Raw genomic sequence first — 13,414 nt, forward strand, 5'->3', positions numbered from 1 at the left:
AAACAAGTACAGTTAAATAACCTTTTCATGAACGATTTATGACTTTTAAGAAAAAGGGCTGGCTGTCTCCCTGAGTTATAATAAGCGCTGATTTGGCCAAGCTTTATTTGAGTATGATTTTTATACTGCTATGACTCTACAATATGTGAAGTCGCCTTAATCAGGCAAAACCCCCTGTTACTGAAGTGTCAACTACACAAACAATCCATTTTGAATTTTTTCTTCCTCTTTAAGTTTATAGTTCATCACAAGTGAAATCCTTGTTCCTTCCTGATTGTCAAAATAAATCCGGGCGCCCAACTCTTCGCTTAGACCCTTCATGAGTTGAATACCTAACGATTTTTGATAGTTATAAACGCTTTCATTCCAGCCAATGCCATTGTCTTCAACAGTTAACAGCAACTTGTTGTCTAGCTGGTGAAGTTTTACCTGTATAACTCCCTTAAGGTTTCCCGGAAACGCATGTTTAAAGGCATTCGTTACACTTTCATTGATGATTAGGGCCAAAGGAACTGCCTGCGTACTGGGCATCTTTACCGAATCTATTTCCTGTACAATCCTGATTCGATCGGAGTGGTCAAAACTTTCGGCCAGAAAGAGGAGGAACTCCGCTAAATAGCTTTTCATATCGACGGTGGTGATGTCGTCGGATTGATAAAGCTTCTGGTGGATCAACGACATGGCATAAATTCGGTGCTGACTCGTTTCCAAGACCTTCAGTGCATCACTGCCCAGGAACGTGCCCTGGCTTTCGAGCAGGCAGAATATCGTGTGCAAATTATTTTTGACCCGATGATGGACTTCTTTCAGTAGCCATTCCTTCTCATCGAGTAAGTGTTCCAGGATCTGGTTTTTCTCCGTAATGATTGTATTCTTTTGTTCGATGGCTTGACTGTTTTGCCTGTTTTGTTGGTATTTTGAAAAAATCAATGCCGAACTGACAACTAAAAACAGGACGATGATGCCTGCCATGCCCATATTCAGGTTGGCATTGCGAAGCCGCTCTTCCTGGATACTGGCATTCTGGTTTAACAGTCGGATATTCTGATTTTTGATATTGATTTCATCTTCTTTCTGCTGTGCTTCAAAGGCGATACGAAGTCGTTGTACTTCGCTTTCTCGGGAACGGGTTAGATTGAAATAGCTCATGCTACTCGCAAGACTCAATTGTTTGATTGCCTCCTGATAATGCCCTGTAGCCGAATCGGTTAAAAAGGTCATATAATGGAGGTGCCTGTTGACACTATTATCGTGAAGAGTTTTCGGGAATTGAAGGACTTCATATAAAAATGGCCTTGCCTTCTCAAACTGTTTGGAATCAGTATATAACTGCCCCAAGGATGCCGTCGTGCGGTAAAGATGCAGACCATGTTTTTTACTGATCGCGTAGGCCCGTTTGTAGTAAACCTCACACCTCTCGTATTTTTTCATACGGCGGTAAATGCAACCCATAATCACATCATGATAAATATGGTCGGAGATGGTTTGAGGGGGAACGCTGGCGAGCAGCTTTTTCATTGTCCTCAAATCTTCTTCATAATTGCTGGTCTTGCCATAGATATATTCCGTGTTAAAGAGGAATACCGGATCAGACAGATTGTAGCGGCCAGCCCGCTGTGAATAATATTTGATAGCCAGCTGGATAAACGAGACGGCTTTGTCATGATCGTCGTTATCGGTCCACATCATGGCATGATTGGCATAAATGTCGCCGGCCATACTGTAGTTTTTGGTGGTGGCCATTGCTTTGACGGCCAGCAATGAGTAGGCAAGTGCCTGTGATTGATCGCCCAGGTAGTAGTTGTATTCACTCAAGGCCGCATACGTACTGGGGAAATAGGCGCTGCCTGCTTTTTTTAAACGTTCGGCAATGGTGAGCAGCTCGTTTTCGGCGGAAGGGTCCTGCTGTTTAGCATGGACCAGAGCAATGAGTTGACTACCCAGTATCTCACGGATAACGTCGTGCTTGTTTGCACTCGAATCAACAACCTGTCTGGCCAGGTTGATGGCTTTCGACCAGTCATTCTGTTTAAAATCCTTGTCCGCTTCACAGTACGCATAGGCTAAACGCAAGCGTAAATCCACGTTGAGACGACCATTAAGCTGCTCCAGCAGCTTTTCGGCCCGACTGAACTCGTTCTTGTCAATGGCTACGAGTGCCAGCAGAGTGATGGCCTGCTGCTTCAGTGCCTGACTTTGGCCTGAACCATCCGTTGCGTCGACCCGGCGGGCGTACACGGCTGCTTTATCCAGGTCTTTGTATCGCTTTAGCGGTTTGTTATAATACAGATTCGCCAGATCGATTAAAGTCTGGTTACGGGTATGAAGCGACGTGGACGGTTCCCGAACAAGAGCCTGCAATGGAGCCAGCTTATTTTCCGGAACGATCGGTAGGGGCATATAAAACTGACCATGACCAAATTCCGGTACCAACCAGCCGATTATTACCAGGAGCGGCAGCCAACCAGGGAAAGACTGGGAAGCAGGAAGAGCAGGTGATGCTAACATGATTACGTTGAGTTTTTTTTAAATCAGGCGTCGGGTTTCGCAGCAGAATCTATTACAAAGCTATTGATTTACAAATACTTGTCAATTGGGTAAGCCTGACTTTATAGGTAGTGGTTCTGCCGAATTTTGGTAATCATGATATTTCGTGATCGTTTTTCCATTTCCCGCTATATATCGCGATAATTCGAGTTGTATATTTTGATAATACACAGTAAGTCAATCTTTTATGATTTGGCTTGATTTTTACTATCCGCTTTATCAAAAATCAGGCTTTCTGATCGCGTTCAACCGCTGAACTCACTCAATTATGGTTTTACTACGTGATTCACACTCCACGGAACGGCTTCAAAAAGTGGCTACAGAATTGCTATCCATTAAGCGTAGGGCCGATCTCATAAGATTTTTCAGCACCATACTTCAACCGGAGATTGGCTATATACAGGCGGCTCTTTATATACTGGATTCCGATACCAATCAATTATATAACCTGCTGCATACAACTCAATTATATAACCTGCTGCATACAACGGATCGGGTACAGGAATATGCCGTTTTTTCTCCGCAAATAAACCTGAAAGAACTCTCCATCGCCGAGATTTTTATGGACGACAGCCCTGATCTGTCGGGCTATAAGGAGTTCAATACCGACGTTGACAGGCATCGTTCATTCGTCGGGAAATATCTCTGTAACGCACCTGCGCCGGGTTCCAGGATGCTGAGCTTTTCTTTACGGGAAAACAACGATTTCATTGGCAATCTTTTCCTGCTCTTTGAGAAGGAATCCCAATTGCTGCCAGACTTTATGGACTGGCTAAAGTTGGTAGCCATCAACATCAATATGGCAGTCATTCATCTGCTCGCCGAAGAGCGCATGTTGGCGCTGGGAAAGAATGCCCAACTCGTCAACCTGTTCAGCGTAAGCTGTGCGCTGACGAATGCCGGGACGTTCACTGATCTGCACCGGATCGTTGAGGAAAAGATCTTGCCATACCTGGGGGCTGCTTCCTGCCAGGTTGTCCTACAAAACGATGGGGAGACACGGTGCTGTTTGATGGTCATCAACGAGTCAGGATCGATTTCACCCACCCTCACCGAGGACGTCTATGCGGAGCCATACACAGCATATACTGCGTGTTACGGAACAGCCCTGGCCGATAAAAAACTGACGCTTTTCGGCCTGGACACCCTGACTACAGTGGGGCATGAGGCGGCACATTTACAAGCAGAACTGAGCCGCGGAATTAAGCAGAAAGCCGTGTATCCACTTGACGCTGACGGCAAAAATTTCGGATTTCTGTTTTTAAATTACACGCATACCAACGCCATTACGGACCTGGATTCCCCAGCGGCCGGGCAGTTTTTACACCAGTTTTCCTGCGTCATCTTTAGGCTGATTGATCAGGAACAAATCCGTAAGCGAATGGCCCAGCAGGATATAATCATCCAGGCAGGCGCCCTGATCGCTTCAGTACGCAACAACGATGAACTGCTGGAAGTAATAAAAAAAAGCCTTAAAGATGTCATTGGATTTACCCATACAAGTATGTCCGCCATCAACAGCGATCAAGCGACCGCCAGCGCCTACATGCTTGACTACCATTCTATTAGTCGGCATCATGCGGACTATTCCCGGGTGGTATCCAGTAGTTTTGCCCTCAACGATGGATTTATGGACAAGGTCTTGCTGAGTGATGAACCCCTGGTTTTTAACCTGGACCATCAAAGTCGTCAGCGTCCCTTACCCGATTATTTAACCATAAATTATGATAGTGGTATCCGGCAGGTTGTGATGACCAAATTTGTCAGAGCAAATGAAACTTTTGGCTTTTGGGTACTTTCGTTCGACCACGACCGTATGATTCCGACCAGTACCCTCCGGCTGATCAAGGATATTGCCAGTCAGTTGTCGGTATCGGTTCAAAACATCATGATCAATGTAAAATACGAGCGTCGGGAAAAAGAAAAGAATCGATTTATACAATTTAGCAACACCATTGCCTCTACTCAGGATCGGGCAAAACTGGCTAAAACCATTAAAGAGCATTTGATGGACCTTTTCGGCATAGATGACTTTCAGCTCTGGTCGGTAACGCCCGATTTTCGCTATCGGTCGCTCGTCCTGTTCGATCAGGCGTCTCTGCGCATAAACCATCCCTGCTTTCAGTCAGATACAGACGGGCAGTTCAAAAACGACGATGGCATCTATGATGCCCTGATTGCTAAAGATGGCGTCAGCTATTACAAGGCAGCTGCCCTGCGCTCTGCCTATCCTGATCATGCTTGTTTCTCACAAGAAGCCACTGCCAATCAACTGATTGACATGGGCGGCAGTGCGCTCCGGGTTGGGAACGAAGTCATTGGTGTACTAACCTTCTTTACCCGGCATAACCATCTGGTTCGGGAGAAAGAGGAATTGTTTCTCAGCATTTGTTCTCAACTTGCCACTATGGCATCCAACATAATCACGACGGATCGTATTTCGGAGCAACTGGCAGAAATCAGGAACTACACCGAACGATTGGAGGATGAGAAAATTCAGTTACTGAACGCGTTGGATTTACCCGCGAATAAGTCAGACATGATTGGGGAGAGTGCTGGCATGCAGGCCGTTCTCAAGCTGATTCAGCAGGTAGCCTACACCGAGAGCACCGTGTTGATTTTGGGCGAAACGGGGACCGGCAAAGAACTCGTTGCGCGTTCTGTCTACGATAATTCGCCCCGAAAGTCGAAGCTGATGGTGAAAGTAAATTGTGCGGCCTTACCCGCCAACCTAGTCGAATCGGAATTATTCGGGCATGAGAAAGGGGCATTTACCGGTGCCCTGGAAAAACGTATCGGGAAGTTTGAGCTGGCAAACCAGGGTACCTTGTTTTTGGATGAGATCGGTGAAATGCCCCTGGAGTTACAGACGAAGCTCCTCCGGGTCCTGCAGGAAAAAGAGATCGAACGGATTGGCGGAAAATCAACGATTAAAGTTGATGTTCGGATTATTGTAGCCACAAATCGAAACCTCGAAAAGGAAGTGGCGCTGGGAAATTTCCGAAGTGACCTGTATTACCGGATCAATATTTTCCCGATTCGGTTGCCGCCTTTACGCGACCGAATCATAGATATTCCCTTGCTGGCCAGCCATTTTATCAGCAAATATGCAACCAGGGTTGGCAAGGAGATAAAGTCATTAACCAGTAGTGTCCTTCGGGACATGCAGCGCTACCACTGGCCTGGTAATATTCGGGAGCTGGAACACCTCATCGAACGGAGTGTGTTGCTGACCAAAGGGGATACGTTAAAGATCGTGGATATTCCAAAAACGAATCCAGCGTTACAAGAGCAACGACTGTTTCCCGATAAAAAAATTACAACGCTTCATGAAAACGAACGGGCTCATATTCTGCGGATCATTAAACTGTGTAATGGGAAGATTCACGGGCAGAATGGAGCCGCCACGCTATTAGGTATTCCACCTAGTACGCTTCATTCAAAAATGAAGAAACTGAATCTCGGAAAACAAGAAATACGTTCTTAGTGCAAGCGTTCAGCCAGTCAATTTTATGCAGGACACCCTATTAATCGTTGAGGATCAATTTATTGAAGCCAACAACCTTAAACTTATTCTTTTAAAGGCTGATTACCACGTCTTGCCCATTGCCCGGTCCGTTGACGATGCGCTGGATATCATTGACAGGCAGGTGCCGGATCTTGTGTTGTTGGATATATTTCTCAAAGGGGATCGGACAGGCATCGACTTAGCCCATATTCTTAAAGCCAGGGGAATTGCCTTTGTCTATCTGTCTGCCAATTCCGATAAAAGTGTTTTCACGGCCGCCAAGATGACGGGACCGTATGGTTTCCTGATTAAACCGTTTCGGGAGCGCGATGTGCTCGCTATGCTGGATATCGCCTGGTACCACCATAGCCAGAAGGCAATTGTGAAGGAAAGCACCGCCAGACAGAAAAATTCAGACGTCACAACGACCCGTGACCGGGAGTTTAAAAAGATTGTGGGTACCAGCGAGCCCATTCAGGCTGTGTTGAAGAATGTTGAAACCGTTGCCGGTACAAACGTTCCCGTGTTACTACTGGGTGAGAGCGGCACCGGCAAAGAGTTGATTGCCCATTCTATCCACGAACTCTCCCAACGCCACAGTAACCGATTTGTGGTGGTGGACTGTGCAGCCCTGCCAACCAATTTAGTTGAAGCCGAGTTGTTTGGCCACGAAAAAGGCGCGTTTACAGGGGCTATTGACAAACGCATTGGCAAGTTTGAACAGGCGAACGGTGGCACGCTGTTTCTGGATGAGATCGGCGAACTCCCCCTCGATCTGCAGGTGAAATTTCTGCGCGTCTTACAGGAAATGGAGATAGAACCCATTGGTGGTAAACGAAAGAAAGTCGATATCCGAATCATTGCCGCCACAAACCGTAATCTGGAAGAAGAGATGGCATACGGAAAATTTCGGCTGGATCTCTATTATAGACTGAATGTTTTCCCCGTATATATACCCCCGTTGCGGGAGCGAAAGGCCGATATTATTCCACTGGCAACGCATTTTCTGGACGTTCAGACGGTTCGGCTTAACAAACCGATCAAGGGTTTTTCCGACGACGTAAAAAAAATGCTGATTGAGTATCACTGGCCCGGCAATGTGCGGGAACTGGAGAACCTGATCACCCGGGCTATTCTGCTGTGTCAGGGAGATGTGATTAGGGAAGTCCAGATGTCGAGCAGTCAACTGGCTAAAGGCAACGACCATGATCAGAAGGTCAAAACCATAACGGAGAACGAACGGGACCATATCCTGGCTGCCCTTCGGCAATGCAACTGGAAAATATATGGTCCCGGCGGAGCCGCTGAGTTACTGGAAATCAATGCCTCAACGCTTAAATCCAGAATGAAAAAGCTGGGTATCTAGCTACAATCGAGTCATTACAACCTGCTCCTTACACGGTATTTCGCTGTTGTTGTCTTTTCAACGCTATATCGTCGTTTTTTATCATCAAAAATAGAAGTTAACTCATTGAATATCAGTATTTTGGCTCTTTGGCATGTGGTTTGATTAACTATATTTTGGTCAGGTTGATCTGCCTGAAGGGCCAAGAATGGTTTCAACGCTTTCGTCAAAAACGGGTATGAAAAAGGCAAAGATTCTCTCCACCGTTACCGGAGCATTTCATCTATTTTTTTCTACCACCAGCGCGCAGACTGGTGCTAGAAAAGAGGTTAAGATACCCAATCAACTCTGTACATAGCTTGTATCGGCAGGGCTTTTAGTACATGAATTTCTAGTATACCCCACTGCGATAATCTGTCATGATTCTTGGCCCTTGATGGCACCCTATGTCGTTATGCGTATATGGTATAGCGTTTGGCTTTGAATGACTCTTTGGGGGTCTCTTTATTGACAAAAATCAGCCGTAAGCTGTATAGACAAGATGAAATGGCACCTGTTCCTTTTTGTATCGATTACAATAACCGGGGGCATTTTTCGGGGTGGTAACTGTTTGGCACAGTCACCGGAATCGTATGCCATATGGTTACTGTCGTCGGCGAAATACACAACTGCCGACTCAACCATTTTTGGGTTGCAACCGGGCTGGAATCCGCAGCTTGCCGTTGGCTTGCTGTATGTTCAATCAACGGTAAAAGCTACTCGTTGGCTGGATATTAATCTGGGATATATGTTCTTGTCCCTTCCAGGCCAGGAAAACAACGAATCTACCTTGCTGAACGGCATTACCCTTAGGTTCCGCGTCAGTAAGTTACTGATTGACAACCAAAACCTTATCTGGAATCGGTTCAGGTCGATTCATGATAGTTACCACTTTGATCGAAATAGACTCCGAATATTTCGTGAACTGACCGGTCAGCGGGTAAAATTCAGCCCCTACTTGTATGAAGAAACCTGGTTCTATTTTGCCGACAAAACGATGACAAGAAACCGAACCGGACTGGGCGTTTTAGTCACGATAAAATCAAGGATTTCTTGCGACCTGTTGTATACGAAGCAGTGGGACAGAGTTGACGGCAATTCGACTGTCTTTTTTAATTCGATCGGCCGTGCTGCTGAACTAAGGTTTACCCCGGTTGACTGCCTGAATTCAGCCCGAAACCAATAAGCGTTTTTGGGGAAGTCTTTATCAAGTCAGTTTAATTTTTCATCCATGTCTAACACGTTAATTCTATGAAAAAGAAAATTCTCTTCATGGTAACAAGTGCAGGGCTCATTGGTCCAAAAAATCGTAAAACCGGAAGTTTGCTTACCGAGTTGGCCCATCCCTATGAAGCGTTTAAAAAGCAAGGGTATGATATTGACATTTACAGTGTCAAAGGCGGAGAAGCGCCAATCGATTTGGTAGAATTAGACGATCCGATCAATCAGGCATTTCTAAACGATGAGGGACTTGCCAAAATGAAAAATACCAAAAGCATTGCCAATTTATCGATTGACGGATATGATGCCGTGTTCGTTCCAGGTGGCCTGGGACCGGTCGTTGATATGACGGACAATCCACCAGTGCAGAAAATTCTGGCTTCGTTCTATGACAGCGGCAAAGTGGTGAGTGCGGTATGCCACGGACCCGTATCGCTAGGTAATGTTAAGCTGAGAGACGGTTCCTATCTGGTTACGGGCAAACATGTAACGGGTTTCAGCGCGGCCGAGGAAGCGGGCTATGCCAAAGACGATGTTCCGTTTGAGTTGGAAGACTTATTAAAAGAGCGCGGAGCCAATTATAGTGCTGTTGCACCATGGCAACCCCATTCTATCACGGACGGACGATTGGTAACCGGGCAAAATCCAGCTTCCGCTCAAGGTGTAGCCGAAAAGGTAATTGCTATTTTGGAGTCCGTCAATGTTTTAGAAAATGCCTAAGCATAGGCGTGTAACAGACCAGCCTTCATCCCTAAGATGAAGGCTGGTTGAAATAAGTCAGTCTGAAAGGCGATTGCCGACGAAGCTGTAACAACTAACCAGGTAAGGATATGAATACCGTTGCAATGAATACGATTGCCGAATGGCAGGCAAAAGAAGGCCAGCTTGAAACGGTGCTGCGGCTGCTGGCTGAAGTGGCCATGAAAAGTAAAGAAGAGGAGGGAAACCTCTTTTACACTGTTTATCAAAGCTTTACAGAACCCAATACGCTGTATTTGATTGAGGGTTACCAAGATGCCGTAGCGTTGGATGCGCACCGCAATTCCGACTATTTTAAGCAAATTCTGGTCGGCCAGATAGTCCCCTTGCTGGAAGCCAGAACCGTAAATCAGGTAAGAGAATTGGATCTCAGTGACTTTATGTTGGGAAAGTAGGCTTGTAGCCGCGTTAAACTGATGGACCAGTCAGACGACCAAAAGAAAGGGTTTAAAACCGACCGGATCAAAGCACTAACCGACGGTGTGTTTGGCATCGCCATGACGTTACTGGTGCTGGACGTGAAGGAGTCTGCCGGTCAGGGACAGGTATTTTGGGAACAGTTTCGGCCTATACTCGATAAGCTTTTTCCCTATATCATCAGTTTTCTTATCCTGGGTATCTATTGGACGGGGCATCACTCGCAATTTTATTTTATAAAGCATACTACCCGTATGCATTTGTGGCTCAATATTGTCCTGCTCCTGTTTGTTGCCCTAATTCCTTTTTCGGCGTCCCTGCTTAGCGAAAAAAAGTTAAGTCAATTTTCCGTTTTAGTCTATGGCAGTAATTTAATTGCCGTGCTGCTGGCCTTCTACGCTCAGTGGTGGTATGCCACGCACAATCATCGCCTGATCGATCCAAAACTCGATAATCGCATCGTGGCTATTATAAAAAAGAATGATTATTCAGGTGGGGTTCTTTTTCGTGGCCCTGGCCGCATCATACCTGAATACGATGGTGAGTCTGGTCCTGTTTCTTCTGGGTCAATTGTCGTATGTTTTGCTTACCACTCAAACACCAACAGGTGCCCCGGCAACGGTTGAGAAATCAGTTACCAGAAATCAGACCGAAAACGAAAATCCGAACCAGGAAAGCCCCTGATGATGGACCGCTCCAGTAAAAGCAGGACATGTGGGCCAGTGAAATGGTTAGAAAAGAGGGCGTTGCGGCTTCATCGACGTAATGGCATCAGATCGGTAAGCATGTTGACACCTGATCATACTGTCCCATGTAGCCACCCATCGCATGCCCTGAATCGACTCATGACGAATTTTACCAGTTGCTTTTTCCTGCGTAACTGTTCCGACCCAACGGTTTGGCTATTCTTTGTGGCCTTTGTGATCGGTCCGGCACTCGCCACCACCAGCCTGGCGCAGAAACCTAAAGACAGCCTGAAAACCGTCATTACGGGTGTGGTTTCCGATGCAGTAAATGGCAGGCTGATCGATTCGGTCAGCGTTTCGGCGGGTGGGGTCACAACGCGGTCCAATGCCAAGGGCATTTTCGTCCTCGAAATGCCGGCCAAAAAATGGACCGGGCTTAGAGAAAAGGTGGTAACGTTCTCCCGGAATAACTTCATTACGGTAAAACGGACCGTTTCGGCGGGTACCGGGCTTCGCATCGAGGCTAAAATGAAATCCCAGTACCCGTTGCGTAACATACTACACTTGTTCACCGACCCCGGCATTCCGGAACGGGGACTACACGAATCGCCCCCCACGCCAACCTGTGCGGATACCGCCGTCATACCAGACCTGATTGGAGGTCAGCTAGGCCGTCACAACTTCATCTACATCGGCGAAAATCACCGACGCATCTGCCTGGTTGTCGGCGGAAAACTAGTCTGGCACTACGACACTGAAAATGATTGGGAAGATGATGAAATCTGGCTGCTGTCCAATGGAAACATCCTCCATGCGCACATGAAGTACATTGAGGAAATAACCCCCCGAAAAGAAATTGTGTGGCGTTATGACAGTCCAAAAGGCACCGAAATCCACACCTGCCAGCCAATTGGCGTAGATAAAGTGCTTTTTCTCCAGAACCAGAGCGATGTGGCCATTGTCAAACTATATAACAAAGTCACCGGAAAATACGAGATAGAAAAAGAGCTGAGGGAGTTGGGGAAAGGCCCGCATGGGCAGTGCCGACGTTTCCGCATGACCAGTAAGGGTACCTACGTGGCGGGCACTCTGGGAAGCCATACGTTTTATGAATATGATAAGAATTTCAACCTGATCTGGACGTACGACCCGGGGTCTATGTGGGGTGGGGTTCCGCTTAAAAATGGTAACTACCTTTTCCAACGGGAAAATGCCACGACTTCGGTCGAGATAAACCGGGCGGGTGAGGTTGTCTGGCAGGCTTCCATTGCCGACATCCAGGACCAACTCAACAAGCTGGCCCCCAATGCCGGCAAAATAACCGCAACGCAGACATGTGAGCGGTTATCCAATGGCAATACGGTGATGTTCACGCGCTTTTGTGATGCCCGTATACCGCAGGCAATTGAAATTACCCCCGACAAAAAGGTAGTCTGGATACTTCAGGACTGGAAGCACCTGGGCGATAGTGTGTCCGCTCAGTTTCTGGACGAACCCGGCTACCCGGAAGTGCCCGGAGATACAAATCATTAAGCCCCCGGAATGGATGCCGCTCGGTCTGCTTTATTCCTCAACTTATCCTTGGTCCGGCAACGTAGCATCTGGTTTGTCATCGTCATGAGCCGTTGTCTCAATGGAAAACGTTAGCCTTTGATTTGACGCGCTACGAGCAAAACCGGATGCTATTACCGGTGGGGTATCGACCGGAACAAAGGCTCCTAACTGGTCCGTCAGTACGAGTAGCAGGCTGGTTGCCGCACAAAGTGGCAGCAGTAGCGACGGAGATACCCACGGTGCCGCCAGTACTAAACTAATTCCCACGGTTATCCGAATGATCATTTTCTGCCTTGCACCGGGCTGTGCTTGCTTTCTGGCCCACTGATTAACCATCGCCAGAATGCCAGTGATTACATAACTGCCACCCACTCCGATCCCAACTAACCCATTGGTGAGGGTCAGGTCGGGTTTTGGGTTTACCGCCAGTCCCAGACCTACCCCGCTCAATAGCAGAAGCAATGTGAGGGGCAGATGAAGATAGAGCCAGACCCAGAACGGCCCGGTGCGGTGCTGTTCACTCAGGGCCCGCACCGGGGTATAGTAAACATAATCGAAGTAAGAAGCCCAGAGGCCCAACAGGGTTATGCCAGCCAGCAGCGTCCGGCCAACGCTATCCAACCGAATACCTGCCTCATATAACTCCAGCACGATACAGGAAGCTATCTGAGCCAGCACCAGGGTTGTAAATGTGGCCACCCGGCCCGGCAGGTGGCGGGCATCCGGTGGGAAACGCCTTTGCAGACCCAATCCGCCCGCCACCAGGGGGTGAGTAGCTCAATGACCAGCGCCAGTCCCCACAAATAGTAGCTGGTGGGCGTTTGTACCAGACCCGCCCCTACCCAGCAGGCCAGCGCCAGATAGACACCGGTCTGTATGTGAGCGATAAAAGGCCGCGCAACCGGCACATAATACCGGGCACGGACGTATTTAAGGTGCAGCAAAACACGTAATCCGGAGTAGGTGCTAATAAAGAGTAGAGTTGTCCGGCCGCTCAATAAGGCGGTTTCTATGGCGGCTGCCATTATTAACAACCCCAGCAACTCCGCGGAGATAAATAGAAACTCTACCGGGTCCTTGTCCACGCTGAACCGGTTGGCATAAAACATCAGTCCGTACCATAACCACCATACCGGCACCAGTAGTAACAGTACGTACCCTAACGTTTCCACGGTGGGTTCGGCGAGTATGCGCCTGACCAGGTGCCCAAGGATAACCACAAAGGCCAGGTCTGTCAGCAACTCTATTCGGGCCGGTATGCGTGGACCCGGCGGATCGGCGGCTCTTAGGCGAGGCACCGTCTCGGTTGAAAGCTGATCCATAAAACGTTGTTGGCAT

Annotated in this window: 10 protein-coding genes; 7 read left to right on the forward strand and 3 right to left on the reverse strand. The window is 47.7% G+C overall.

Annotated elements, in window-relative coordinates:
• Window positions 1–192 precede the first annotated feature (192 nt).
• Window positions 193–2,508: a histidine kinase dimerization/phosphoacceptor domain -containing protein gene (locus LN737_RS31565; protein WP_231779998.1), complete on the reverse strand. Its 2,316-nt coding sequence runs from the start codon at window positions 2,506–2,508 to the stop codon at window positions 193–195.
• Window positions 2,509–2,815: 307 nt separating this feature from the next.
• Here LN737_RS31565 and LN737_RS31570 point away from each other — a divergent pair, with 307 nt between their 5' ends.
• The 7 genes from LN737_RS31570 (at window position 2,816) to LN737_RS31600 (ending at window position 12,055) form a co-directional block, all read left to right on the forward strand.
• Window positions 2,816–6,034, forward strand: coding sequence for a sigma-54-dependent Fis family transcriptional regulator (locus LN737_RS31570; protein ID WP_231779999.1), 3,219 nt, complete (start codon window positions 2,816–2,818; stop codon window positions 6,032–6,034).
• Between the two features lie 25 nt (window positions 6,035–6,059).
• Complete coding sequence (locus LN737_RS31575) at window positions 6,060–7,421, forward strand: sigma-54 dependent transcriptional regulator (RefSeq protein ID WP_231780000.1); 1,362 nt, start codon at window positions 6,060–6,062, stop codon at window positions 7,419–7,421.
• Window positions 7,422–8,010: 589 nt separating this feature from the next.
• On the forward strand, window positions 8,011–8,625 hold the full coding sequence (locus LN737_RS31580; protein ID WP_405520639.1) for a DUF2490 domain-containing protein: 615 nt from the start codon (window positions 8,011–8,013) through the stop codon (window positions 8,623–8,625).
• Window positions 8,626–8,690: 65 nt separating this feature from the next.
• Window positions 8,691–9,380, forward strand: a complete 690-nt coding sequence (locus tag LN737_RS31585; protein ID WP_231780002.1) for a type 1 glutamine amidotransferase domain-containing protein — start codon at window positions 8,691–8,693, stop codon at window positions 9,378–9,380.
• Window positions 9,381–9,490: 110 nt separating this feature from the next.
• A complete protein-coding gene (locus LN737_RS31590; RefSeq protein ID WP_231780003.1) occupies window positions 9,491–9,814 on the forward strand; it encodes a putative quinol monooxygenase in 324 nt (107 codons plus the stop codon).
• A 21-nt stretch (window positions 9,815–9,835) separates the two neighbouring features.
• Entirely contained in the window at window positions 9,836–10,462 is a 627-nt protein-coding gene (locus LN737_RS31595) for a TMEM175 family protein (RefSeq protein WP_231780004.1), read from the forward strand.
• Window positions 10,463–10,681: 219 nt separating this feature from the next.
• Window positions 10,682–12,055 (forward strand): hypothetical protein, encoded by a 1,374-nt coding sequence (locus tag LN737_RS31600; protein WP_231780005.1) that lies wholly within the window; start codon window positions 10,682–10,684, stop codon window positions 12,053–12,055.
• A 42-nt stretch (window positions 12,056–12,097) separates the two neighbouring features.
• Here LN737_RS31600 and LN737_RS31605 read toward each other — a convergent pair whose 3' ends face one another.
• Both LN737_RS31605 and LN737_RS31610 read right to left on the reverse strand, forming a co-directional pair.
• The gene (locus tag LN737_RS31605) at window positions 12,098–12,775 is read right to left on the reverse strand and encodes a hypothetical protein (protein WP_231780006.1); all 678 of its coding nucleotides are present in this window, start codon (window positions 12,773–12,775) and stop codon (window positions 12,098–12,100) included.
• Entirely contained in the window at window positions 12,739–13,398 is a 660-nt protein-coding gene (locus tag LN737_RS31610) for a low temperature requirement protein A (RefSeq protein ID WP_231780007.1), read from the reverse strand. The genes LN737_RS31605 and LN737_RS31610 overlap by 37 nt, the downstream gene beginning before the upstream one ends.
• Between the last annotated feature and the right edge of the window lie 16 nt (window positions 13,399–13,414).

The sequence above is a fragment of the Spirosoma sp. KNUC1025 genome, assembly GCF_045160025.1.
Taxonomy (GTDB): domain Bacteria; phylum Bacteroidota; class Bacteroidia; order Cytophagales; family Spirosomataceae; genus Spirosoma.